The sequence below is a fragment of the Actinocorallia longicatena genome (assembly GCF_039534125.1).
Lineage (GTDB): Bacteria > Actinomycetota > Actinomycetes > Streptosporangiales > Streptosporangiaceae > Actinocorallia > Actinocorallia longicatena.
The window spans coordinates 92106-115618 of the sequence record NZ_BAAAUV010000013.1 but is presented as its reverse complement, the minus strand read 5'-3'; the positions used below and the strand labels follow the sequence as shown (position 1 = coordinate 115618).

Sequence of the window (23513 nt, the reverse complement as noted above, 5' to 3'; positions counted from 1 at the left end):
TGATTGCCGCGGTCACCACGAAAATACCCCTCCCCACTGACGTTCGACCATGGCCATTCCAGACAGGTTGGCCTCATTGGCCCCAGAACATAGACGTCCTGTGGCCGTATAGTTACTAGCGGTAGTTGACGCGCTCGACCGGCTAGAGGTTCGGGAGCGAGCGCAAGAGAATCGTGCGGTGCCAGCGCGAGCAGGGGTCCGGGTTGCGGAGGAGCTCGATGTGCTTGGCCGGGAATTCCGACTGTACTCCTGATGGTCGTCATCGCAACTGAACGTTGTTCTACCGATTACTGACTGCACTTTTTAGGAGTTTTGTGCCCCTCGCGGATGACATGAGAAGAACGGCCCGCACTCCCAGCGGAGTGCGGGCCGTTCGCGTGGGTGCCGGGGCGGGGGCCTCGCCTAGCGGATGACGCGGCCGGGGATGACCTTGTACTCCGGCTGCTTGCGGGTCAGGCCGGCGGCGAGCATCAGGCGGCCGAGGCCGGGGCGGTACTGCTCGATGATGCGGCCAGCCCAGAAGTACAGGCCGGTGATGACGACGGTGACGATCGAGGTGAGGGCGTCGGAGTCGAAGTTCAGGCCGACGCGGACACCCCACCCGAGCAGGACGCCGACGATCACGGGGACGACCGTGCGGATGACGCTGGGGAGCATGAGACCTCCTGGAGATGACGAAGCCCCGGCAGATGGCCGGGGCTGCTTCGTTGACGGGTCGTTGATCGAGTCAGGCCCCGAGGGCTCGGAGCTCAACGACCGTGGCGCGCGGCAGGGGCTCCTGGCCCGCGCTGAGCTGCTCGGCGATCCGCCGGGCGAGGTAGTGCGCCTGTCCCGGCACGACGTAAGGGACGTTGACGCGGACCGGGCCGCGCTGCTCGCTCTTCGTCACGACCCGGTGGGCGTGCTCCTGGTAGGGGGTGTTGTGCTGCTCGGTGCCGGGCGCGTCCTTCAGGACGCCGGCCTCGCGCAGGGCCTCGATCGCGGACCGCTCGCCAAGGAGCCTGCCGTTCGGCCGGCGGATGCCGGACTGCTGGGCGAACACCGCCATCGGGATCAGGCCGCGGTGGTCGATCATCTGGTCGTAGGCCTCGACCTTCGGCGCCGCCTCGACCAGCTCGGCCTCGGCCGCCTCGCGGGCGGCCCGCTCGTGCTTGGCGATCGTGATGGCCTTGGCCAGCCGGGAGTTCGCCAGCTCCAGCTCGGCGAGCTCGTCGCCGTCGTCGATGCGGGCGGGGGTGCCGAAGAAGTGGATGCGCAGGGCGCGGCCCGCCTCGCGCTTGTAGGCGGCGACGGTCTCGCGGGCGTCGGGGCTGACGCGGCTCTCCTGGAGTCCGGCGAGCCAGACTGTGAAGGTCTCCATGCTGACCGCGATGACCTGGCGGGGCTGGGCTTCGCCGGGGAGCTGCGTTGTGATGAGCACAATGCAGGCCCACTGAGCTGCGGAAAGCTTCGTGTACTGGCTCGCCCAGTTGATGCCGAGGAGATCGGCGATGGGCTTGAGGATGACGTGGGGTTCGCCGTCGATGAGGACGGCGGGGATGTGGCCGCGCAGGAAGGGCACGGCGACGACGTCGGCGCGGAGGGTGGGGGCCTTAGGCTGAGACACGCGAACCTTCAATCTGTGGTTGATGGTTGGCTGGCCCCGGTCCTGTTCCTCCAGGTCGGGGCCCTTCGTTTGCCGTCGCCGGGCCCGTAGGCCAGGGACGACGGAGGCCCTGCCGAATCGGCAGGGCCTCGAGGGGGTCAGCGGTCAGACGCGGGGCGGCCAGGACCAGGTACCGGGCTCGCCGCCCTCGGAGTACGGGATGTTGCACTCGGGGAACATCCCGGCCTCGGACGGCGTGAAGACCGTCAGGTGGACATGCATGTCGGAGTCGAGCGCCGGGGCGTCGCCCTCCGGCATCAGGTCGGCGAGGGAGCACGAGACGATCGCGGCGCGCGGAGCGTGGATGCCGTACTTGCCGACGTACCGGACGATCCGGCCGAGGGTGGGCTTGGGCACGGTGGACATGGAGCCTCCGGAGGAACGAGCGCCTCGGACCAGGGAGGCCGGGGCGGGGCGAGGGTGGAATCGAGAACGGCGAGGGCCTCGAGGAGGAGGCGGTCGCTGGCGTCGGGCAGGTCGATCGGTGGTCCTGGTCAGGTCGGCTCACCGAGACCGGCGAGGGGGCGGCGGCGGTGCTCCGCGGTCGGGACGAGCTGCACCTCGAACTCCCACCCGGTGCGGTGCATCCGCGCGCCGAGCCGGGCGAGGGCGGGACGGCCGACGCGGCGCCACCACCAGCGGTCCGGCAGGGACGGGTCGGCAGCGGCGAGCAGAGCATCGACCGCGTGGACGAGCCGGGCCGCGGCGAGGGTCCGCGCCGCGGTGGCGGTGTCGGCCATCAGGATTTGCGGGCGCGGAGGATGAGCGCCCGCCAGGTGTCGTCGCCGACGATTCCGTCGACGTCGATGCCGGCCCACTCCTGGATCGCGCGGACGGCCGCCTCGACGACGGCGTCGAAGGTGCCTTCGACGGTCTTGACCTCGGGGTGGGATCGGGCGAGGAGCAGAGCGCGCAGGGTCTGGACGTCCTCGCCGGTCGCGCCGCGCTTGAGCAGGGGGAGCTGGGACACGATGTCCTCCTCGTCGGTGAGCATGGCCATGAACGCGGGCCAGGGGAACTTGCCGCCGATGTCGGGGTCGCCGTGGTCGGTCTTGCCGAACGCCCGGGAGACCTCGACGTGGCCACAGATCCCTCGCTTGCCCTTGGTGAGGTCGAGGGCGGAGAGACGGACGAGCGGCACGTCGTGGGCGGCCGCCAGGGCGCGCACAAGGACCGCGGCGCGGCGAAGCATCGCGGTGTGGTTGGCGTCGGACCAGCGCGCCGCGGTGCCCTTCTGGGGGTCGCACAGCTCGACGCCGAGGGTGCCGGTGTTGGGCGGTGCGTGGTAGGCGACGACGTTGTCCTTGACGGCCTGGACGATCTCGCCGGGGTCGACGATGTAGTGGGCGCTGCCGCCGGCGTTCTTGCTCTGGAAGTAGGCGGCGACGTTCCGGGCACCGCCCTTCACGCAGGGGCTGACGGTGGCGTGGATGACGATGCGGGTGATCGTCGACTGAGCGCCGCCGTGGAGGCGGGCGGGGATGTAGGGGTACGTCATCGAGACCTCCTAGATCTGCTTGACGGCATGGGGGTGAGGATCACGGCCTGCGGCGGCGGAGGCCGGGGCCGATCTGGCGGCGCCAGAGCAGGGCGAGCCGCCAGACCATGCCGGCGGCAAGCGCGCTGTAGACGGCCGCTCGGGAGAGGGCTTCGCCGGGTGAGAGGGTCGCTGTGGCGACGATGACGCGGTAGGAGATCCAGGAGAAGGCGATGCTCAGGAGCGCGGTGAAGGTCATGAGGTGCCTGCCCTCATCGCTCTTCCACCAGGGCGCGGTAACGGCGTAGGCGGCGCAGAAGACGATGCCGGACCCGGCGGAGACGAAGGCCGCGACGTCGCCGATCAGGCGGAGCAGGTTCACCGGCCCTCCCTCAGCGCGCGCTCGACCGCCTCGGCAAGGTGGTTGCGCTCTCTCATCTCACGCATGCGCTGCGCGAACTCCTCGAGGTACTGGCGGCGGTCGGTCGGGTGGCTCCGCTCGAGGGCTTCCTCCAGCTGCTCGGCGCTCTTCTGCAGCGCCTCGTCGGCCGGCGTCGGGCCCGTCGGTGGGCGGGACCACGGCCACCTCACCGCGCCGGTCCTCTGGCCACGAGCGCGTCGACGATGCGCTCCATCATCCGGACACCCTCGGTGTTGGCGGTCAGCTGCGCGCCGACCTCGCCGAATCCCTGCTGGACGGTCACCGCGAGCGCCTCCTGCGAGGTATGCCATGCCTGCTCCCACTTGTCGCCCTCCGCATGGGCCCGGTCGAGCACCGTCCGCGGCACCAGAGCGCCAACGAGGATGGCCCGGATGAACGCACCGACCAGGGTTCCCAGGAACGCGACGGCGCCCCACAGGGCCCACACCAGCGTCGGATCCTTCACAGGCCGCCGACCTGCGTGACGATGAGGTAGCTGTCGCCCTGCACCGTGACCGTTCCGGCCGCGTTCGCGTTGACCTGCAGCGGGACCCATCCGGCGGTGCCGCCCATGCGCAGGATGGAGTCCTCGAGGTAGACGCTGAACGCCGAGGCGACGCCGTTCGGGGCGCCGACGATCTGCGCGGTCGTCCCGCCGCGCCGGATGGCGATCATGTTGCTGTCGATGTTCGTGGTCGTCCCGGCCGTCTGCGCGATGATGTTGCGCTGCATGACGCCGTCGCCCGGGACGAACCAGCGGAAGACGGCGTCGGTGGCGGTCGGGGCGTCGTAGGCGACGCGGGCCTTGACGTCGTAGACCCCGCCGGCCTCGCCCCAGAAGCCGAGGTCGGTGATGTCGGCCGGGGTCGTGGTCGCGTTCGTCTGCGGCGCCGCGTTGTAGATGTACTCGGGGCGTCCCTTGTTGAGCAGGAGAGCGGTGACCCGCTGACCGGCCCGGAACTCCGGGTAGGGCACTTAGTTCCTCCTCACAGGGACAGGACCATCGAGTCGGCGAGACGGACGTCGGACCCGGCGGCGTGCGGGAGCGCGATGCCGTTGACGCCGCGAACGACGGTCAGCTGCTGCTTCTCGATCGGTCCGAACTTGATCGCGGCGACCCTGACAGCCGTCCCGTTCGGCGGGTTCCCGGCGACGGTCGGGCCGAAGCTGGCGCGGGCCGCGTTCGCTGGCGCGTTGCCGCTCACCCGCAGGCGAGTCCACACACCGGCCGTCAGGGCCTGCCCGGCCGACGAGGTCGTGATGTACGTGCCGTCCGCGCGGAACCAGTCGATCGCGGCGTTGACGGTGACCGTCCCGGCCGAAGACCGGGCCCACAGCTCCACGGTGTACGGGTTCCCGACGGTGACGTAGGCGCGGTCCGCTGCGAGCGGCCGGGCGTAGGTCTGGGTAGGGCTGCCGGTCGTGGTGAGGAGGGCAGCGTAGGAGCCCGACCAGGCGTAGGCGAGGTCCTGGGCGATCGTGCCGCCGGTGGGCGTCCAGTCGCCGACGCCGGTGATCATGTTCCCGTCGGGCCCGGACACCTCGGTCACGGACATGATCTCGTTGCCGAGGCCTCCGACGCGGACGTCGAACGGGAACTCGTCGATGCTGGTCGTCCAGGCCGGCACGTTGGTCGTGTCGACGAGGAGGGTCGTGTCGTCGGCGTCGACGTCGGCGACCAGCGGCGTGCCCTCGCCGTCGCAGCGGCCCAGGACGTCGTCGTCGAGGATCGCGACCCGGTACGGGCTCTCGGGGGTGCAGTTCGGGACGAGGTCGTGGATCTGGCTGGTGAGGGTCTCGGTGTAGCCGAGGACGATCTGGCTGACGACGTCGGGCGGGAGCCAGTCGGGCAGGTTCGTGACCGCGAGCCGGTCGCCGATGTCCATGCCGAGGGCGGCCCGCCGCAGGCCCGGCGTCCTGGACACGGCGCGGATGTTGATGCCGAGCTGGGGGTAGCGGGCCTCGTCGACGGTCCCGAGGTGCAGGCGCCACCAGGCCTGGTCGTCCAGGAGGTGGTCGTAGGCGACGTTCACCGTGACCGAGTCCTCGTAGCGGCCGACGCCCGCGGGGGGCGCCTGGATCGACAGCGGCCCTTCCTCGAGGACGGCCGTCGCCGAGGAGCCGCCGGAGCGGGTGACCTCGATTGAGTTGCGGGTGCCGTCGTCGTCGTCGACGGGGGTGAACGCCTCGAGGCCTCGCTGGCCGTAGGTGAGGGTGAGGGCGGGCTGCTGGTTGTAGAGGGTCGTCCGCGGCCGGTAGGCCAGGCCGAGCCGGTCGCGCCGCTCGGACAGCAGGCCCATGTCGGCCGCGGCGCACTCCGACAGGAGTTCGACGAGCGTCGCGGGGCTCTGGGGGCCCATGGCGACGGTGTTGGCCGCCAGGCCGAGGGCGAGGTAGGGGACGCCCTCCTCGGCGCACAGGCGGGCGATCCGGGCGCCCGCGGTCTCGCCGATGAAGGCGTTGAGCTGAGAGGCGAGGTCGAAGATCGAGGTGATGTCCCGGTGGACGCTGATGTGGCCGATCGCCGCGGTGTCGGCGGTGAGGCCGCCGCCCGGGTTCGTGCCGACGCGGGACACCCGGCCGATGGTCTGGTTGTTGACGACGGTCGTTGCGAAGTTCCCCGAGGCCGCGCCGGCCTCGAGCCGGACGATCGAGTAGCTCACGTTCGCGCCGACCTGGGTGAGCTCGATCGACAGGCGGCAGAGCTTGCCGTCGATGGCGAAGCCCTGGACGCCGGAGGTCGAGATCTGGGTGTCGGTCTCGTCGAAGACGCGCAGCTCGAGGGTGCCGCCCGTCCCGTAGAAGAGGCGCAGGGCCCGGATGCTGCCGGTGGTGTAGACGGTGAAGATCCGCTGACCGTTGACGCCGCCCTCGAGGAAGAGCAGGAACCGGACCTGGTGCTTGGTGGTCGTCGCGTAGCTGGGGACGGTCCCGAACCACGCCGAGTTCGTGAAGGTCGGCAGGCCGTCCGAGCAGAGGAACCCGTCGAAGGCCTCGAAGTCGGGCGGCTCGATCGTGACGAGCATGGGCTTCACGCCGGGGATCGGCGAGGCGATCTGGGTGCTGCCGGACTGGTCCTCGCACGGCCAGTAGGCGACGGGCGGGTTGGTCGAGCTGGACGCCATGATCCCGCGCCGGAGCGTGCTGAACAGGCTGCTCGCGCCCGCGCCCAGGCGCCGCAGGATCCCGGCGGCCTGGACGGGCACGGTCACGTCGACGCCGGACTTCCCCGACGTCGGCGGCAGGGCGGCGATCTCGCCGGTGAACCGGTAATCGCGATCGTCCACGACGGCGGCGCCCTGGACGGTCCAGGTCCGCGGGGACGGCGCGGTGTCGGCCCAGCTGGTGACGCCCGGGGTCTTGGCGGCGAGCGCCGGGTTGGCGACGACCGTCCCGCCGATCCCGCTCCGCAGTTCGAAGGCGTGCAGGTAGCCGATCGCCGGCGTGCCGCCGACCAGGATCGCCGAGCCGACCTCGACGTCGGCGTTGCCCGACATGATGCTGGTCGGCGCCGCGTACCAGGCGACGCCGAGCTGCGTCCACGGCCCCGCCAGGGACGCCGCGGTATAGAAGGTGGTCACCGAGCTCGTCCCGTTGGTCACGTCGATCGTCGCCCGGACGGCGAGCCGGCCGCGGGTGATCGGGACGGGGATGGTCGAGGCCTGCAGAAGGCGCGCGCCGATGGTCCCGTCGGGCGAGGAGTGCATCAGCAGGTAGCCGTCGTCATCGACCTGCAGCGCCCACGACCGGTTGTTGCCGCCCGTGTTCCACTTGGCCGCCAGGCCCTGCTGGAGCCGCCAGGACTCCAGGGTCACCTCGACGCGGATGTCGATGTCGCCGGTGATGTCCAGGACGGCGGCGTCGGGCGTCTTGATGCAGGAGCCCGACGTGCCCGGCAGGGCCAGGTAGGACTCGCCGTAGGGGACGGACACCCTGATCGGCGTGTTCCGACCGAACCGGCCGAAGTAGGGGCTGCGCGGGTTCCTCGGCGACAGGAGCCCGTCCCGGTTCAGGAGGCCGAGGTCGGCGTGCGAGGCCTCCACGCTGGCCTGCTCGTCGCTGTAGCCGCGGGTGATGACGACCTCGGCGGCCTCCTGGACGCGCCCGGCGAGGGGCTGCCAGCCGGTGCCGAGGTTGATCTCGGTGCGCGGGTCGATGGGGCTCATCCGACCGCCCGCGCGAAGACCGACCGGCTCTGCTTCTTGCCGCCGAGGACGATCTGCGGGTTGCCGCCGCGGACCTTGATGGCGTGCCGCAGGATCTGCAGCAGCAGCTCGTCCAGCTTGGTGCCGGAGGTGCGCAGCTCGAGGACGAACCGCTGCGCCTCGACCCGGCCGGCGCCGCGCGGCGTGGTGATCGGCTTGTCCATGGTGGCGCTGATCAGCCCGTCACCGAACCCCTTCTTCTTGCCGATGCCGGGGACGAGGTTTCCGATGGGCGATCCCGAGGCCTTGGCGAAGCCCTTCTTCGAGGCTCCGGCGACGGAGCTGGCGGCCTTGGTGACGCGGCCGCTCTCGGCCTTCATCCCGGCGGCGATCATCCGGGAGATCTTCCGGCCGGCCAGGTCTGGGCTGCCGGGCCCGGACAGCGGCCCCATCTTCGCCGGGGAGAACGGCAGGTGGTCGCGGATCGTCTGCGTGATGCTGGCGATCTTGTCGCGGACCTTGCCGAGCATGGCGCCCATGCCGTCGATCAGGCCCTGGATCACGTTCCGGCCGGCGCTGGCGAGGAGCATGTTGAGGTTGCCGATGGCGCGCAGGATCCGGCCGGGAAGGCCCTTCACCCAGCCGACCACGGTCTGGACGCCGCGAGCGACGGCCGCGTTCGCGCGGACGAACCCGTTGACGAAAAATCGGACGACGGCGGACAGAGCGGACGACGTGAACGACTTGATCTTCTCCCAGTTCTTGACGATCAGGCCGACGAGCAGGCCGATCGGTCCAGTGACCACGGCGAGGATGAGCAGCCAGTGCTGCTTGATGAAGTTGACCGCCCAGGTCCAGAGCTCGGACGTCTTCTGCCGCACCCAGTTCCAACCGGTCGCGACGATGGCCTTGATCTTGTCCCAGTTCTTAACGATCAAGACGACCAGGCCGACGACCGCGGCGATCACGATGGCGATCGGGCCCATCGAGATCAGCCACGCCGCCGCGACCTTCGCCGCGGCGAGCAGCGACTGGATCCCCATGAGGACCCACCCGGCGACCACGCGCGCGGCCGAGACAGTGGTCGCCGCCGCCGACTTGGCGGCGCTGGCCACCATCACCGCGCCCGCCCGGACGCCGCGCGCGGACGCCAGCGCGGCGGCCTTGCCCTGCCGGCCGAGCCACAGGACCGAGGTCTTCGCGCCGGAGGCGATGGCGACGGCGCCCTTCGCGACGCCCTTGGCCATGCCGCCGACGGCCTTCGCGCCGACGACCGCGGCCAGCGCCATGCCGCCCAGGTCCGCGCCGATCGGCGAGACGACCTGGCTGATCCCGGCGACGGCCTGCGCGGTGTCGCCCATCACGCCCTCGGCGTTCACCATCGAGGCGAGAGCCTGCTCGGTCTTCCGCCGCCATGACTCGATGCCCGTCGCGGCGTTGTCGTTCAGGGTCTTGCCGTAGTTCTCGGCCGCCCCTGCCGACTTATCGAGCTGGCCGTCGGTCTTCTGAAGCTCGCTCAGGAAGGCGGGTAGGCCCATTTTGGCGATGTCCTCGGCCTGCGTTCCGAAGATCTTGAACGCGAGACCGGACCGTTCGGCCGGGTTCTTGACCTTGGACAAGGCGGCTGCGAGCTGGGAGATCGCCTCCTGCCCGGCCGCGCCGCCCTTGCCCACCTTGTTGCGGATCTGGTCGAAGTTCAGGCCCAGAGCCTTGAAGGCGTCGGCGGTGTTGGTATCGGCGCCGAGAATTCTCTTCTCGACTTCACCGATTGCGTCCATCCATTTGTCGAAGGAGAACTTCCCCTTTTCGGCCGCCTTGCGGATGAAGGAGACCGCGCGGTCGCCGGTGATCCCGAAGCGGGCCAGGTGGCGCGAGTACTCGTCCATGTGGCCGAGAAGCTCCTCGCGGAGGACGGGTGCCATCCCCTTCATCGAGGCGGTCAGCATGTCGACCGCCTGCACACCGTCCTTGGCCAGCCCCGACTGGATCATCGTCCCGGCGGACAATGCGGCTTCGGCCACGTCGACGCCCGTCCCCTTGGCGAGGTTGAGCATCTTCGCGGTCAGATCCTCGATCGCTGGGGCTCCGGCGTTGCGCATGCCCTTGATCGAGGACATCACGGCGTCGACGGCCTCGGTGACGTCCCCCATCCCCTCGCCGAGGCCCTGCGCGTATAGGTTCCCGGCGATCTTCCCGAGCTTCGAGGCCTCCGCGCCGGTCGCGCCGAGGTTGGCGGCGAGCTTGTCGACCGCCACCTCCTTCTCCATCCCGGCGGTCAGACCGGTAGCGATGGCGGCGCCGGCGGTCGCGCCCAGGGCGGCCCCGGCCGCCTCGAACTTCGCGCCGTGCTTCTCGAAGAACCCGTCGACCTTGCCGAGGTCCTGGTCGACCTGCTCGGCGTCGACGCCGATGCGCACCAGCAGGTCAGCGAGTCTCGCCATCGTCGTCGCCTCCCTTCTTGCGGGTCATCCGCGCGTGGAGCTGCTTGACGATCGCGAGCTGTTCCTGCCAGGTCTGCGGCCTTCGGTCCCAGGTGAGGAGGAAGTCCTTGATCTTGGCTTTGGGGCCCTTGCCGCGGTTGGCGTTGGCGATCGTGGAGGCGACGAGCGCCGTCTGGATGTCACCGCGGGCCGGTCCGAGAGGCCCGGCGATCTCCTCGTACGCGGCCCACTCGGTGATCTCGGCCGAGCTGATCCGGGCGAGGAGCTCGGCGACGGTCATTCCGCCGAGGTGGCCCGCTAGCCGGAAGTAGAGCTGTCGGTCGGGTCGCTCTCGGAGCCGCCTTTTCCCTCTTCGACCGCGTCATCGTCCATGCCGGACAGGCTGCGGGCGATGTCGAAGAGCCGGTCGACGACCTTGCCGGACTTCGCGCCGAGGTTCTTGGCGTCAGCGTCGGCGAAGATGCGCTCCCCGTCCTCGCCGATGATGCACTTCACCAAGAGCTTGGCCCTGAAGTTCTGCAGGCGGGCGCCCGCGCTGGGGCCGCCCTTGGCCCGGGCGTCGACGAACGCGGCCTCGAAGGCGTCGCGGTCGGTGCCGGACAGGCCGATCACGCGGACCGTCCCGCCCCACTCGGGGACCTCGACGTCCTGGTACGGCCGGTCGTCGGCGGCGAGGATGGCGTCTTTGCTGAGCAGCACGTCAGGACTCCGTCGTGAGGTCGGGCTTGCCGCTGACCTTCCAGGTCAGCGAGGCGGACAGCTTGTCGTCGTAGGGGGCCTCCGGCTCGAAGCCGGTCAGGATCACCGCTACCGTCCAGGTGGTCTGGTCCGGGTCGGGAAAGACGATCTGGTAGTTGCGCGGCTCGTCGTCGTCGAAGTCGGCGATCAGGGTGTCGTGGACGGCCGGCATGTAGTTGATGTCCGTGCTCACCTCGCCGCCGTCCTTGAGGCCGCCCAGGAACTCCATCCAGCCGTCTTCGCTGTCGTGGGCGGTCATGTCGAGCGTCTCCCGGCTCATGCCCGGGGGGTTGATGCTGGTGACGTTGGCGATGGCCGTGAAGACCTCGCTCGGGGCTCCGTTCCCCCGCTTGAGCAGGGTCCCGAAGGCGTTCAAGCCGCTCATGGGCTGATCTCCTGTTCTGTGATGATGCGGAACCTCGTGACGCCGTGGCGGATGCCGGGCTCGGGGTCCCGCAGGGTCTGGCCGAACTCCCAGCGCGTGACGATGTGCCGGTGACCGGCGATCGTGAGGGGCTGGTGGTCGAGGAGCGCCTGGACGCGCGCCATGATCAATTTGGTCTCGGTCATGCCGCGCTTCTTCGACCAGATGTGGAGCGTCTCGACCGTCTGCCTGCCGTGCGTGGCCAGGTCCCGGTCGGGGGTCTCCATCGACTCTCCGAGCACGATGTAGGGGCGCGGCGTCCCCTCGGGGACCTCGTCCCAGATGGTGCAGCCCAGGCCCTCCAGGACCGCGTCAGCGGCGAGCACGTCGTAGACGGCCTGCTGTACCGGGTCGAGGGCGTCCTCGGCGATCATCGGCCGCCGCCGATCGCCCGCTCGATGCGGCCGGGGAGGCGGCGGCGCTCCTGTTCGGCGGCCGCGGTGAGGGCCGGGTTCGCCGGGATCGAGGACGTGCCGTGCTCCTGGAAGGCCATGTAGTACAGGTCCGGGTCGACCCAGCCGACCTCGGCGGAGATCGTCGCGGCGTCCATCTGCACGACGACGCCGTCCCGGCCGGCCCCGGTGTCGACCCGCACGTTCGCCCGGGTGTCGTCCCGGACTGCCTCGGCGGCCTCTTCCACGGCCTCGAGGGCCGCGCCGCGGATCTCCTCGCCGAGCTCGTCCAGCTGGCGGCGCAGCTGCGCCATGCCCTCGATCCCTCGCCTGCGCGCCATCTCAGCGCCCCTTCCGGAGCAGTGCCCGGATCTCGTGCAGCTCCCCGGCGACCGCCAGGAGCGCCCAGACCCCGGCCGTCGGCAGGTCGTCCCTGCCGATCGCGTCCTCGGCGTTCGCCCTGCACTGCTGCGGGCCCGTGGGCTCATCCATCTCAGTCCTCCTCGTCCTGGTCGGAGCGCTCGATGTGGCCGCCGCCGGATCCGGAGAACCCGAACGGCACCCCGTACTCGACCTCAGCGGGCTCGGCCTGGGTGCCGCCGAGGGAGACCTCGAAGGCCAGGACCTCGGTGCCGAGGATGCTCACCGCGACCCTCACCAGGTCGGCTCGATCACGCGGGCCTGGCCAGAAAGAAGCGCCGCCCGTCGTCGGACTCGTAGGTCTCGATCATCACGTCGCCCGCGCGGAGGTGCTTCCACCCGTCCGGCGTGATCCCGGTGACGACGGACGGGCGGCAGTAGGCGACGGGGCCGCGCAGCTTCTCGCCGACCGCCTGCTCGAGCTCCTCCTGGCTGGTGATCGTCTCGGCGTCCGGCACTCCTGCGGGCCGGTCCGGTTCGGACACGTCTCAGCTGCCCAGCTCGAGGGCCAGGACGGTCACGGACGTCACTCCGCTGTAGGTGATCGCGGCCCGGCCGTCGACGCCGGCGAGCAGCTGCGGCAGCGGGAGGAGCCCGGCCTTGCCTGCGGCCAGGACCAGGGCCGGGTTCTCGATGTCGAGGCCCTTCACCCTGCCGGGGCTGACGGCGGTCACCGTGAGCGGTGAGCCTCCGCCGTTGTTGACGTAGAGGACCCGGCCGGGCCCGCAGGGCGCGGTGTCGCCGCTCACGGTCGCGGGGGCCGCGGCGGCGGCCAGGTCGGCCAGGCCGCCGTCGATGGGGACCTTGGTGAGGCCGAGAGAGGCCATGGTCAGACTCCTTCGTGTTGGACGAGCGTGCAGATCGCCTTGGAGTAGGTGTTCCGGGACGGGTCGACGATCGCCAGGACCTCGAGGACCTGGCCGTCGCCGCGGAGCTGGTCGTTGCGGTCGACGTCGGCGTCCGCCTGCAGGTAGACCGAGTGGGTGTGCTCGGCTCCCCACTGGTCGGCCGTCATCTTCTCGGCGGCGGACGGCTGGTCGACCTTCACGGGGACGTCGCCGACGTGCTGGTGGGTGACGGTCTGGCCGCCCTTCCCGTCAGGCGTGGTGGTCGGCCTCCACACCTGACGGGTCCCGTTCAGCAGGTGGTCGATCACTCGGCGTCCGGGTCGACGGTCGGGTTGTCGGTCGGGTCGGCGGCCGCGAGGATGCCGCGGCGGGCCTTGCCGTCGCGCTCGGCGGCCAGCACCCGGGCGCGCTCCTCGGGGTCGAGGGTGGCGAGGTGCTCGTTGACCTCGGCGACCGTGTGCTGGGACGGGTCATAACGCGGCGGGATGACCGTCTCGCGAGCCTGCTGGTCGTGCCGGACGATCTCGCGCTGGTCGACGTCGCCGTCGGCGCCGACGCGCTCCCAGCGGTCCGACTTGTCCATCACGTCGTCCGGGCCGGGCCGGTCGACGGTCCGGCCGGTCAGGGTGTTCCGGTAGGTGATCATGTTTCCCCCTTCACAGGGATTCGAGGAATCGGTCTTCGTAGCCGAGAGGACCGGGGACGCCGGGCGGGAGCGGCAGGTCGCCCTCGAGGGTGACCGTGCCGACGCCGAGCTTGCCGACCGCGCGCCGGACGATCCGGGTCTCCTCGCGGGTGAGGTACAGGCCGGCCGCGGTGCCGCCGCCCTGCCAGCCGTAGTCGCCGAGCTGCTCGCTCTGCAGGCCGCGCGGGTTGTGCAGGCCGCGCCCTACCATCGAGACCAGGACCGGCACGATCGACTTGGGCAGCGTCTGCGCGGTCAGCACGACCGGGGCGGCGACGTCGGCGACAAGGGCTGAGGCGTCGTCGATGACCGCCTCGGCCTGGCTCTCGTCGACGTTGCCGAACCCCGGCCGTGCTAGCAGGTCCGCGACCGTGATGAGCGCGGCCATCGGTCAGGGGGCGGTGGTGTCGAGCTTGAAGACCCGGTTGCCGTCGACCGTGGCCGCGCCGGCGAACGACGACATGACCGAGGTGTCGGACAGGATGTCCGGCTGGTACTGGAACACCTGCCGCATCGCGATGCCCTGCGCGATGGTCGTGGCGGACTGCTCGGAGGGCAGGCCGCGGGGGGCGACCGGCGCCTTGTTCGCGAACACGAACCCGCTGCGGTGGTAGCCCAGGGCGGTGCCCGCGGTCAGGCCGTTCGCCTCGACCACGGTGAACCCGAGCACCTTGCCGACGATGGCGTCGCGGAGCGCACTGGACCGGCCGTCGCCCATCGCGTCGGCCCGGGTGAAGTCGGGGACGCTCAGGATCCGGTTGACGATGTCCGGCGCGGCCGCCAGGAAACGATCGCCGGGCGGCACGTTCGCCGCCGACAGGGCCTGGCGGGCCAGCAGCAGCTTCGCCCGGGTGTCGGCCTCCGTGGCGGTCGTGGCGAACGAGCCCTCCGCGGCGAGGCCGTTCATCTTCGCGGCGAGGATGTTCTCGGCCGCGACCGCGACGGACGCGACCTGCGGAGCGGTCACCTGCGTCGCGAAGTCGACGAGCTGCAGGGACTGCTGCTCGTCGGTGATGCGGGCGGCGTCGTACCAGTGCTCGAGGGTGACGTCGACCGGCGTCTCGTTCAGCGCGTCGTAGGTGATCCCCGCGCCGGGCGTCGCCTGCTTGCGGGCGGTGCGGATGTTGCGGACCCGCACGGTGATGGTGTCGCCCGCGTCGCCGGTGAACTCCTCGCCCGGCACGCGGGCGACGGTCATCGGCAGCACGAGGGCGCGCGACAGCAGTTCCACCGAGATCGCGGAAATGCGCTTGGCAGTGACCAGCGCCATGTTCTCTCCTCAGGTTGCGTGGCCACGGCCTGCGCCGTGGCGGTCAGATGGATCCAAGGACCTGATCGGCGATGTCCTTGGCGGACGGCTCTTTCTCGGCGTCCGGCGCCGCTCCGGGGACCAGCCGCTCGCGGGGCCGCCCGAACGGGCTGCCCTCCTCGGGCTTGGCCTTGCCGTCCTTCTTCTCGTCCTTCGGCTCGTCCTTCTTGGCGGCCGTCCCGAAGGTCTCCAGCAGCTCGTCGGCGTCGGTCTCCAGCTCCTCGCGGGTCGCCCCGCTGAGGCGCTTGGCCTGCGCCGGGCTCAGACCCTTGGACTGGGCGACCTCCATGCGGAGCGCCTTGCGGTCGGCGTCGTCGGCGCGCTTCTCCGCGGCCTCCATACGCTCGTTGAGCTTCTCGAGCTCCGACTTGCTGGCGTCCGCGGTCTTCGCCTTGGCCTTCAGCTCCTCGTAGTCGCTGTACTTCTCAGCGACGGTCGCCCGCTCGCGCTTGAGCCGGTCGGCCACGATGCGGTCGACGTCGGCCTGCGTGAACGTCTTGTCGTCTCCCCCGGTGGACGGGGTGGGCTTGCCCTCTTCGGACATGGTGGATCTCCTCGATTCGAGTGGGTGGATCTCCGGCCGTACGAAGCGCGGCCGTGGCGCTGGTCTATGAGCCCTCGGACAGGGCTTTGCGGAAGGCGCTGCGGGCGTCGGCACCGGACAGGCCCGCAGTGCTCTCCTCCCACAGGCGCGCGTACCGCTCGTTCCCGGGCGGTAGCGGCGTCCCGGCGAAGATCGGCTGAGCGGTGCAGGCGCAGTTGTCGTGCGCCTCGAACCCGGCGGTCCGCTCGGACTTGAAGACGGCGCCGCGGGAGGCGAGCATCGCGCAGAAGTCGCAGGGCGAGCCGGAGGTGACGCGCGCCCAGCCGCGCGCCTTCGGGTCGGCCTGGACGCTGGCCTCGATGGTGGCCCGGCCGCCGGACAGGGTGAGCCGGATAGCGGACCCGGCGAGCAGCGAGAACCCGGTGCGCGCCGCGGCCTGCGGCGGCTGGCCGGCGCGCAGGGCCCGGAGCGTCCCGGCCAGTCCGGTCGCCCGGAGCGCGGCCGAGACGTCCACCGACAGGAGGCGCTCGGCGAGCTTCGGCTCGGCCGCACCCGTCACGCCCGCGGCCCGCCGGAACGCGCGGTAGTAGGTGGCGGCCAGCCCGGCCGACTCCTGCTGGCGGGCGCCCAGCAGGGTCTCGGCGAGGCTGATGAACTGGCCGAACTCGCTGATGTTGCCGGTCTCCCACGTCGGCCACAGCAGCGCGAGGTCGCGGAGCATCGCCGCGCGGACGGCCAGCTGCTGGGTGCGGTGCTGCTGGGTGAGGACGGCGGTACCGGCCACGGTCAGGCACCCGCCGGGACCGGCTCAGGCGCCGGGGCCGGTGCCGGTGCGGGCTGGGCGGCCGCGGCCTGCCGGTCCAGGGTCGCGGTGAGCTGGGTGAGCGCGTCGCCCTCGACGGCGAGGGTGGTCCACCGCTCGAGGTCGTCGTCGGTGACGCCCGGGATCCGCTCCCACAGGGCTTTCACGGGGATCCCGAGCATCGTCGCCATCTTCCCGAGCGCGTCGGCGACCATGCCGAGCGAGCGGGCCTCGGTGTCGCGCCACCGCACCGAGGCGGACGGCTCGGGTTCCAGGCCCTGGTAGGTGCCCGCGAGCGTCAGGGTCTGCTCGTGGGCCTCGCCGACCGCCGTTTGGTTCTCCACGACGGCCCGCCGGTGCCCGGCCTCGGCCGCCGCGAGCGCCTCCGCGCTCAGGTTGACGAGCTGGCCGAGGAGCTCGTGCGCCGGCGTCTGAGAGACCGTCGCGATGTGGCGGAGCGTCGCCTCGCGCGATTCGATGTAGCCCTTGAGGTCGGTCTGCCCGAACTCGCCGACCTTGACCTCTGGGTCCTCGAACGTCCACATCTTCGACGCGCCGGCCTTGAGCTTCTCCTGCTCGGTCTCGGCGAGCCAGCCGAGGATGTACCGCTGGCGGAATGCGCCGTAGTGCTGGGCGACGAGCAGCCCGAAGCTGGTCACGTTGATCTGGTCCTGCAGGTCCAGGAGCGGCTCGACCACTCCGACGATCGGGTCGTCCAGGTCGTCGGTGTCGCGGTACCGGACGACCGGACAGACCGGCTCACCGTCCATGACCGCTTTGTGCTCCATCGGCGCGCCAGCCGGCACGAGCAGCTCGTCGGTGCCCTGCAGGGGGTAGATGTGCGTCTCGTCGTAGAGGCGCCAGCTGGTGCGGCGCTGCTCGAGGGCGAGCACGGGCCAGTCGTCGTTGTCGTCGCTGTACACCGCGGTCATCGCCCGCGGGCTGACGCCGCGCATCACGGGTACCGGGCGGCCGGGCAGGACGGTCGCATAGGACACGCCGTAGCCGAGCGCGGCGCGGTGGACGCCGATCTGCCGCAGGTCCCATTTGTTGCGCTGCCAGGTGTCCCAGACCGGGACGTCCTGTGCGCTGCGCGGTGTCCGGTAGCCGTCGACGTACATCGCCTGGACCCTGCTGTTGACGACGAACTTCATCATGTTCACGCGCGAGATCGCGGCGATGCGCTGCACCTCGACCGGCGCGCCTGCGGGCACCCATTCCGGCCGTCGGCTCGGGTCGGACTTCAGGTATGAGCGGATGCGGTTGAGACGTCCGCGCTCGGCCTGCCGGAACTCCAGCAGCATCTTCGCCGCCGCGGCCACGCCCTCAGCATTCAGCACCTGGTCCTCCCCCTCTCAGAACGCCGCACGTCCGGTTCTCTTCTTCCGCTTGGCCCACTTCGGATGGGCGAGCACGAGGCGGCGGGCCATCCGCGCGCCGATCGCGCATACCGCCAGGTCGATCTTCTTCGGGGACTCACGCCCCTCCTTCGCAATGGCCACGCCGTACTTGTTCGGCCGGCGTCGCGCGTTGAGGACGTGCCGCTGCAGGCGGGCGTCGCCGTTGTGGGTGAGGTCGCGCTCGCGGATGTCGATGAGGCTCCGCCCGGTCGCCTCGGTGAACTCCGCGTTCCTGCCGCGCATGTCCCAGGCGACGGCATGGCGGGCGCGGCCGCCGGTGGCCTCGACGAGCAGGCCCTTGCCGAGCTCGTTGGCCCACGTGTCGACGTGGTTCTCGAAGTCCTTCACGTCGGCGAAGAATGCGAGGACGTCGTACCTGGCGAAGGCCTCGCGGACGACGCGGTCGACGTCGGCCCGGTCGACGCGCCAGCCCTCGCCGGCCTTGCCCGGCGGCCGCTCCCAGCAGCCGATGACGAACAGCGCGCCGTCGCCCATCCGGCACCCGACGAGGCCGGTCGCGTCGTCGCTCGTGCTGCCGTCGAAGAACATGGTGATCATGTCGCCGTCGGCGAGCTTCAGGGAGTCGTCGGCGCAGGCCTTCCACTGCGGCGCCGTCACCCAGGCGTCCCGGGCGGCCGTCGGCTGGTTGAAGAAGTACCGGCGGGACTCCTCGGGGTCCTTCTGGACGTTCCAGAACTCGTTCTCGATGATGCCGTCGAGATCGAGGGCGTCCGCGAAGGGCCCATACACCTCGCGCAGCGCCGCGGTGAGCTCCTCGCGGCTGGTCAGGTCAACCTTCGCCGGGGCCTCGCGGTGGTCGAAGAACAGGCGGGACTCGCGGGTCAGGCCCTGGGCGATCAGCTTGGCGCGGTCGTGGGTCTTCTCCGCGACGCTGTCGTCGCCCGGCTGGTACATCGTCGTGGTCTGGAACATCCACGGCTGCGCGTCGCGACGCTTGCGGCAGTTCCGGTCGACGGTCTTGTACATCCGGTGCAGCTCGGGCGTGGTGTACAGGTGCGTCTCGTCCGCGACGGTGAAGGTCTCCTTGCCGCCGTCCTTCGCCGAGCTGCTCGCGGTCGACGGGCGGATCTCCCCGCCGCCGGGCAGGAACGTCCGGGTGAGGCCAGCCGCGCCGGACGGCAGGTCCTCGCCGAGCGGGCCCTCGGTGAGGTTGTAGAAGATGTTGTCGTAGGTGTTGCCGACCTGCGTCTCTTCGGTCGCCAGGCACCGGATGAACGGGTAGAGGATCGGCCGGCCCATGGCCTCGCCGGGCTCGTACTGGTAGACGAAGTCCCGCCACTGGTAGACCTCGCCGCCCTCGGCCCACCCGGCGAACCTGCACGGCCCGAAGGCCTCGAAGAGTGCGAAGAACGCGGCCAGCTCGGACTTCGCTCGGCCCTTGCCGCGGCTGATGACCGCGGTGTCGTAGATCTTCCGGCCTTCCGGACGCAGCGCGTAGGCGTCAACGAGGAACCCGCCGAACTCCCCGTCCAGCTCGACGGCCATGCCCTGGACGTCGCCGGGCCCGTGGACACAGAAGTGCTCCACCCAGGCCCAGGCCAGCAGTCCGAGGGACAGGTCCCGCGAGTGGTCCGGCGCGTAGACGAGCTCACGAGGCATCCGTCATCCGCCGCCGGCGCTGCGCCGTCAGGTCGTCCACCTTCCTCGGCGCGGCGCCGCCGGGGGCGGGGCCCTGCCCGGCGGTGAACTTGATGCGGCCGCGGAGCCGGTCGACGTGCGTCGCGCCGAGCAAGCTCTCGTTGATCCGGATCTCCGCCATGAGCTCCTTGGTCGGGTGCCGCCAGTAGGCGTCGACCAGCGGGGCCAGCATGTGCAGCCGCTGCCAGTCGGTGTCGACCCAGGCGGCGGCCTGCGGCGCGGCCGCCCACGTGGCGTACCAGGCCCGGGTCGCCTGCAGGTACTTGCGGGCGTAGGGCAACGGCGGCGGCTTGGCCACCGCGGAGTTGCGCGGGACCTCGACGGCCTGGTCCTCGAAGACGTCGGCGTTTCGGCGGCGCTTGCCCCCGGCCTCTGCCGGGGGCGGCCCTGCTCCGGCCATGCGCGGCACCCCCTTCCCTCTGTGACGGTCCGTGGCGGCCCAGGATCCCCAGACCCGTACACGGAGCGAGGCGCTAACCCCTGCCGTTCTGAGCGCCCCCTAGGGGGGTCCCTCCCCACCCCTCGGGGTCACGGAGGGTGAGGGGGCAGCGAGCAGGCCCGGATGTCCCTGAGGCCTCGGCCGGGCGCGGGTCTCCTGCGGGGCGCGGGCGGCCTGTGCCTCTCGTCCGGTCTTGCTGGCGTGGCAGGTCCCGCACGCGGACTGCAGGACCTCGGGCCGATGGTCATCGGCCGCGCCCATGTGGTCGACGTCGGTCGCCTTGCCGGTGCAGCGCGGCCCGCGGATCTGGCACGCGTGCTGATCGCGAGCGAGGACGGCGCGCCGGATCGCTGGCCAGTTGGGGGGAAGCGGGGTGGTGCGCCATGCCTCGGCCATGGGTCAGGCGTCCGGGGCGTGGGGGGTGGGAGGAGGGGAGGGGGTGCCGGTGCGCGCCTGGTACTCCTCGAAGGTCTCGCCATCCGTCGGCATGACCTTGGTGTCCAGCTCGTCTCGTCTGAGCGTGGTGAGCTGGACGTCGTCCTCGAAGATCACGACGTGCGCGGCGCCGGTGCGCTCACGTATCTTCTCGCGGATGCTGTGCAGCTCCTGGTCGGTCATGCTGCTCCCACCCGCGAGGTTGCTGATCACGAGGACGTCGCCGGGCTGGACGAGGAGCGTGCGCTGCTGCGCTGGGGCGAGGGCGTTGGCGGCCGCGCGCAGGGCCGCGGCGAGGCTGGTCTCGGTGAGGGTGAGCTCGCCGTCGCCGTGCGGGTCGAGGGTGAGGGTGCCGACCTCGACGGGCTCGCCGGGGCCGAGGGCGAGGCGGATGGGGAGGGTGGGCTTGGCCATGGCCATGGCTCAGTCCTCGTCCATCTGCTCGAGGAGCTGGGCCATCATGGAGTCGTCGGGCAGGCGGGCCTCGGTGACGATGTCGAGGATCGACCCGGCGGGCAGGTCCGTGTCGGGCTGCATGAGCACCTCACCCGGGCGGGCGGGGTCGGGCTGCTTGCGACCGTTGAGCAGGTCAGCCCTGTGGACGCGGAGCTTCATGTCGAGGCCGTCGAGGCAGAGGCTGACGGCCATGACTTCGGCGGTGTCGATGCCGTGGACGGCCATGAGCGTGCTGAGCGCGCCGTGTAGCTCGGGGGCCGCGTGGACGTCGGCGGCGGTCCAGGTGCGGACGATCTGTGCGGTCTCGGACATGGGTGCCTCTCGGTGGGATGGGTTCGCCGCGCGGGGATGGTCGCGGTGCTGGTCTGGTCCGGCCTGGCCTCGGCCCATCCCCATGACCCCGCGGGCCAGGCCGGACGTTGTGGCCCCGACCCTGCAGGCGCGCGCTGCCCCTCGGGGGTAGGGCTGCGGGGTCGGGACGATCAGGTGTCGGTCACGGTGAGGCGGCCGTACAGGATGGTGCGGAGGCGGCTGGCCTGGGTGAGGTCGAGCCGGTACCAGCGGGTGTCGGTGCTGGCGAGCATGAGGCGGGTGATGTCGATCTCGAGCTCGCCGGCCTCGGCGTCGGTGACGGTGATGCCGTTGCCGATGATGAGGGTGATGCCGTCGCCGTCGGGGCTGGCCGCGGTCGGTTTGATGACCATGGTGATGTTGTCGACCTCGGAGAGGTCCCATGGTGTTGACGGCTGCTCGTCGGTCTTGACGGTGACGTGCAGCGTCTCGTCGTTCGCCTGGAAGAGCCTCAAGTTGACCAGTTCGGGCACGGCTCCTCCTCAGGTGGTGATGGTGGCGGTGGCTCGGCCGGTCGCCTGGACGGCTGTGCCGCGGGCCCGGCCGGTGATGGTGAGGGTGCCGGTCAGGGTCGGCGGGTCGGGCGCGTAGTCCGAGGTCGCGGTGAAGGATCCGGCGAGGGCTGGCAGGGTGCCGTTGACCCGTCCGGATCTCGCGACCTCCCCTTCGAACGCGCCGGTGAGCGCAGGGAGGACGCCCGCGAGGAGCGCCCGGACGGTGATGCGGGCCTCGAGGTCGCCGGTCAGCGCGGGCAGCAGTCCTGCGACGGTGCCGCGGCTGGTGACCTTCCCGGGGATGGAGCCGGTCAGGGCCGGGAGGGTTCCGGCTGCAGCGCCGGTGACGGTGACGCGTCCGGCCGCAATGCCGGTCAGGGCGGGGAGGGCACCGGCGAAGGTGCCGCTGTTCCGCAGGGTGGCTTGAAGGGTGCCGGTGAGGGCGGGGAGGACGCCGGTGATCGTCCCGACGACCGAGCCCGGGGCACCGCCGGAGAACCGGCCTTCCAGAGCGGGGAGCGCGCCGGCGAGCGCGCCCTGGACGCGGACGGTCGCGGACGCCGAGCCGGTCAGCGCGGGAAGGATCCCGTCGACGTCGCCTTCGACCGTGACGGTCCCGCTGGCGGTCCCGGTGAGCGCGGGGAGGGTGCCGTTGATCGTTCCGGTGTGGCCTTCGCCCTGGCCGGTGAACTGGCCGGTGAGGGCGGGCAGCAGGCCGTCGACGTCGCCGGAGACGCGGACGGTGCCGGTCGCCGAGCCGGTGAGCGCGGGCAGCGTGCCGTCGACGTCGCCTTCGACGGTGACGGTCCCGCTGGCCGCGCCGGTGAGGGCCGGGAGGGTGCCGTCGAGGTCGCCGGAGACGGTGACGCGTCCGGCCGCAGCGCCGGTCAGGGCGGGGAGGGTACCGGCGAAGGTGCCGGTGCGGGCCTGCTGGCCGGTGACCTGGCCGGTCAGCGCGGGCAGCGTGCCGTCGACGTCGCCGGAGATGGTGAGGGCCCCGGCGGCGGCGCCGGTCAGGGCGGGGAGCACGCCGGCCAGTGCGCCGCGGACCTCGACCTCGCCGACGACGGAGCCGGTGAGGGTGGGCAGGATGCCGTCGACGTCGCCGGAGACGACGACGAGCCCGGAGGCCGTCCCGGTCAGCTTGGGGAGCGTCCCGGCGAAGGTCCCGGCTACGGCGCGGCTCCCGGCGAACGTTCCGGTGAGGGCGGGGAAGGTGCCCGTGAGGGCGCCGTTGACCTTGACGGTGCCGTCGAAGTCGCCGCTGAGTGGCTGGAAGGTCCCGGCGAGGGTGCCCGTGTTGCTGGGGGTCGCCGCGGGGCCGATCCAGCCGGAGTCGCTGAAGGCGACCGCGTCGGTCCAGAAGCCAGCGACGTTCGCGACGGGCGTGGTGACGCCGACGCGCAGCCTCGCGGGGCTGCCCGTGCCGACGTTCACGTTCGTCGCGGACAGGGTGTCGGTGGGAGTGGTCGAGTGGGGATCGGCGTCCATGTAGAGCCGGACGGTCATCTCGCCGGTCGCGCCGCCGGTGATCAGGACCTCGCACCGGAAGTACCGGCCTGCGGTGATGGTGGCGCTGGTCGAGGTCAGGAACGTCCCCGTGTTGTACAGGGCGCTGATCGTCCCGTTCGTGTTGACGCGGACGGTCCCCATGATCCCGTTGCTGCTGGTCAGGATCCGCAGGAAGTTGACCGCGCTGCCGACCGGGTTGCCGCTGGGGAACCGGTGGTACGTCCGGGAGTAGACGGTGTTGCCGGTCAGGCCGGTCGTCCATGCGACGTAGGACTGGCCGGCTGTGCCTCCCGAGGAGGTGAGCATCGCCATCGAGCCGAGCAGCGGCCCGGCGTTGTCGTACTCGCACGCGCAGGTCGGGTCGATGGTGACGCTGTTCCAAGCGTTCCCGCTCGCGCCGCCGGAGTTGCCGGTGGAGATCGCGACGCCGTCGGTCCCGCCCTCGAAGCTGTTGGTCAGCGTCGTCACGGGTCACC

33 protein-coding genes are annotated in these 23513 nt (G+C 71.2%); all 33 read right to left on the bottom strand.

Features of this window, described 5'->3' with window-relative positions; all coding sequences use genetic code 11:
- Positions 1-402 precede the first annotated feature (402 nt).
- A complete protein-coding gene (locus ABD785_RS24820) occupies positions 403-657 on the bottom strand; it encodes a hypothetical protein (protein WP_344832562.1) in 255 nt (84 codons plus the stop codon).
- A 70-nt stretch (positions 658-727) separates the two neighbouring features.
- A complete protein-coding gene (locus ABD785_RS24815; RefSeq protein ID WP_344832561.1) occupies positions 728-1606 on the bottom strand; it encodes a phage antirepressor N-terminal domain-containing protein in 879 nt (292 codons plus the stop codon).
- A gap of 144 nt (positions 1607-1750) precedes the next feature.
- Complete coding sequence (locus ABD785_RS24810; RefSeq protein ID WP_344832558.1) at positions 1751-2011, bottom strand: hypothetical protein; 261 nt, start codon at positions 2009-2011, stop codon at positions 1751-1753.
- A 128-nt stretch (positions 2012-2139) separates the two neighbouring features.
- Complete coding sequence (locus ABD785_RS24805) at positions 2140-2385, bottom strand: hypothetical protein (protein ID WP_344832557.1); 246 nt, start codon at positions 2383-2385, stop codon at positions 2140-2142.
- Positions 2385-3143 (bottom strand): peptidoglycan recognition protein family protein, encoded by a 759-nt coding sequence (locus ABD785_RS24800; RefSeq protein ID WP_344832555.1) that lies wholly within the window; start codon positions 3141-3143, stop codon positions 2385-2387. Before ABD785_RS24800 ends, ABD785_RS24805 begins: the two co-directional genes overlap by 1 nt.
- Positions 3144-3183: 40 nt before the next feature.
- Complete coding sequence (locus ABD785_RS24795; protein WP_344832553.1) at positions 3184-3504, bottom strand: putative phage holin; 321 nt, start codon at positions 3502-3504, stop codon at positions 3184-3186.
- Complete coding sequence (locus ABD785_RS24790; RefSeq protein ID WP_344832550.1) at positions 3501-3713, bottom strand: DUF7620 family protein; 213 nt, start codon at positions 3711-3713, stop codon at positions 3501-3503. Before ABD785_RS24790 ends, ABD785_RS24795 begins: the two co-directional genes overlap by 4 nt.
- Positions 3710-4009: a hypothetical protein gene (locus tag ABD785_RS24785; RefSeq protein ID WP_344832549.1), complete on the bottom strand. Its 300-nt coding sequence runs from the start codon at positions 4007-4009 to the stop codon at positions 3710-3712. Before ABD785_RS24785 ends, ABD785_RS24790 begins: the two co-directional genes overlap by 4 nt.
- A complete protein-coding gene (locus ABD785_RS24780; RefSeq protein WP_344832547.1) occupies positions 4006-4518 on the bottom strand; it encodes a hypothetical protein in 513 nt (170 codons plus the stop codon). The genes ABD785_RS24785 and ABD785_RS24780 overlap by 4 nt, the downstream gene beginning before the upstream one ends.
- Positions 4519-4529: 11 nt before the next feature.
- Positions 4530-7709 (bottom strand): hypothetical protein, encoded by a 3180-nt coding sequence (locus tag ABD785_RS24775; protein ID WP_344832544.1) that lies wholly within the window; start codon positions 7707-7709, stop codon positions 4530-4532.
- The gene (locus tag ABD785_RS24770; RefSeq protein ID WP_344832542.1) at positions 7706-10129 is read right to left on the bottom strand and encodes a phage tail tape measure protein; all 2424 of its coding nucleotides are present in this window, start codon (positions 10127-10129) and stop codon (positions 7706-7708) included. The genes ABD785_RS24775 and ABD785_RS24770 overlap by 4 nt, the downstream gene beginning before the upstream one ends.
- The gene (locus ABD785_RS24765; protein ID WP_344832541.1) at positions 10113-10409 is read right to left on the bottom strand and encodes a phage tail assembly protein T; all 297 of its coding nucleotides are present in this window, start codon (positions 10407-10409) and stop codon (positions 10113-10115) included. Before ABD785_RS24765 ends, ABD785_RS24770 begins: the two co-directional genes overlap by 17 nt.
- 17 nt (positions 10410-10426) lie before the next feature.
- Positions 10427-10828 carry a hypothetical protein gene (locus ABD785_RS24760; protein ID WP_344832539.1) on the bottom strand — a complete coding sequence of 134 codons (402 nt, stop codon included), beginning with the start codon at positions 10826-10828 and terminating at the stop codon, positions 10427-10429.
- Between the two features lies 1 nt (position 10829).
- On the bottom strand, positions 10830-11252 hold the full coding sequence (locus tag ABD785_RS24755) for a phage tail tube protein (protein WP_344832538.1): 423 nt from the start codon (positions 11250-11252) through the stop codon (positions 10830-10832).
- Positions 11249-11665: a DUF3168 domain-containing protein gene (locus ABD785_RS24750; RefSeq protein WP_344832536.1), complete on the bottom strand. Its 417-nt coding sequence runs from the start codon at positions 11663-11665 to the stop codon at positions 11249-11251. The genes ABD785_RS24755 and ABD785_RS24750 overlap by 4 nt, the downstream gene beginning before the upstream one ends.
- On the bottom strand, positions 11662-12024 hold the full coding sequence (locus ABD785_RS24745; RefSeq protein WP_344832535.1) for an HK97-gp10 family putative phage morphogenesis protein: 363 nt from the start codon (positions 12022-12024) through the stop codon (positions 11662-11664). Before ABD785_RS24745 ends, ABD785_RS24750 begins: the two co-directional genes overlap by 4 nt.
- Position 12025: 1 nt before the next feature.
- Entirely contained in the window at positions 12026-12175 is a 150-nt protein-coding gene (locus ABD785_RS24740; RefSeq protein WP_344832534.1) for a hypothetical protein, read from the bottom strand.
- 1 nt (position 12176) lies between these two features.
- Positions 12177-12341, bottom strand: coding sequence for a hypothetical protein (locus ABD785_RS24735; RefSeq protein WP_344832533.1), 165 nt, complete (start codon positions 12339-12341; stop codon positions 12177-12179).
- Positions 12342-12354: 13 nt separating this feature from the next.
- Positions 12355-12588, bottom strand: coding sequence for a hypothetical protein (locus ABD785_RS24730; RefSeq protein ID WP_344832532.1), 234 nt, complete (start codon positions 12586-12588; stop codon positions 12355-12357).
- 3 nt (positions 12589-12591) lie between these two features.
- Positions 12592-12930 (bottom strand): hypothetical protein, encoded by a 339-nt coding sequence (locus tag ABD785_RS24725; RefSeq protein ID WP_344832530.1) that lies wholly within the window; start codon positions 12928-12930, stop codon positions 12592-12594.
- A 2-nt stretch (positions 12931-12932) separates the two neighbouring features.
- Positions 12933-13259, bottom strand: a complete 327-nt coding sequence (locus ABD785_RS24720) for a phage head closure protein (protein WP_344832529.1) — start codon at positions 13257-13259, stop codon at positions 12933-12935.
- Positions 13256-13597, bottom strand: a complete 342-nt coding sequence (locus ABD785_RS24715) for a hypothetical protein (protein WP_344832527.1) — start codon at positions 13595-13597, stop codon at positions 13256-13258. The genes ABD785_RS24720 and ABD785_RS24715 overlap by 4 nt, the downstream gene beginning before the upstream one ends.
- 10 nt (positions 13598-13607) lie before the next feature.
- Positions 13608-14024: a hypothetical protein gene (locus tag ABD785_RS24710; RefSeq protein ID WP_344832525.1), complete on the bottom strand. Its 417-nt coding sequence runs from the start codon at positions 14022-14024 to the stop codon at positions 13608-13610.
- A gap of 3 nt (positions 14025-14027) precedes the next feature.
- Positions 14028-14906 (bottom strand): phage capsid protein, encoded by an 879-nt coding sequence (locus tag ABD785_RS24705; RefSeq protein WP_344832523.1) that lies wholly within the window; start codon positions 14904-14906, stop codon positions 14028-14030.
- Between the two features lie 43 nt (positions 14907-14949).
- On the bottom strand, positions 14950-15489 hold the full coding sequence (locus ABD785_RS24700) for a capsid assembly scaffolding protein Gp46 family protein (protein ID WP_344832521.1): 540 nt from the start codon (positions 15487-15489) through the stop codon (positions 14950-14952).
- A gap of 64 nt (positions 15490-15553) precedes the next feature.
- Complete coding sequence (locus ABD785_RS24695) at positions 15554-16273, bottom strand: VG15 protein (RefSeq protein ID WP_344832518.1); 720 nt, start codon at positions 16271-16273, stop codon at positions 15554-15556.
- 2 nt (positions 16274-16275) lie between these two features.
- Entirely contained in the window at positions 16276-17631 is a 1356-nt protein-coding gene (locus ABD785_RS24690; protein WP_344832516.1) for a phage portal protein, read from the bottom strand.
- A gap of 15 nt (positions 17632-17646) precedes the next feature.
- Positions 17647-19311 (bottom strand): hypothetical protein, encoded by a 1665-nt coding sequence (locus ABD785_RS24685; RefSeq protein ID WP_344832514.1) that lies wholly within the window; start codon positions 19309-19311, stop codon positions 17647-17649.
- Positions 19301-19750 carry a phage terminase small subunit gene (locus ABD785_RS24680; RefSeq protein ID WP_344832511.1) on the bottom strand — a complete coding sequence of 150 codons (450 nt, stop codon included), beginning with the start codon at positions 19748-19750 and terminating at the stop codon, positions 19301-19303. The genes ABD785_RS24685 and ABD785_RS24680 overlap by 11 nt, the downstream gene beginning before the upstream one ends.
- A gap of 438 nt (positions 19751-20188) precedes the next feature.
- Positions 20189-20644 (bottom strand): hypothetical protein, encoded by a 456-nt coding sequence (locus tag ABD785_RS24675; RefSeq protein WP_344832509.1) that lies wholly within the window; start codon positions 20642-20644, stop codon positions 20189-20191.
- Positions 20645-20647: 3 nt separating this feature from the next.
- Positions 20648-20992, bottom strand: a complete 345-nt coding sequence (locus ABD785_RS24670) for a hypothetical protein (protein WP_344832507.1) — start codon at positions 20990-20992, stop codon at positions 20648-20650.
- A gap of 170 nt (positions 20993-21162) precedes the next feature.
- On the bottom strand, positions 21163-21504 hold the full coding sequence (locus ABD785_RS24665) for a hypothetical protein (protein ID WP_344832504.1): 342 nt from the start codon (positions 21502-21504) through the stop codon (positions 21163-21165).
- Between the two features lie 9 nt (positions 21505-21513).
- Entirely contained in the window at positions 21514-23505 is a 1992-nt protein-coding gene (locus tag ABD785_RS24660; RefSeq protein ID WP_344832502.1) for a hypothetical protein, read from the bottom strand.
- Between the last annotated feature and the right edge of the window lie 8 nt (positions 23506-23513).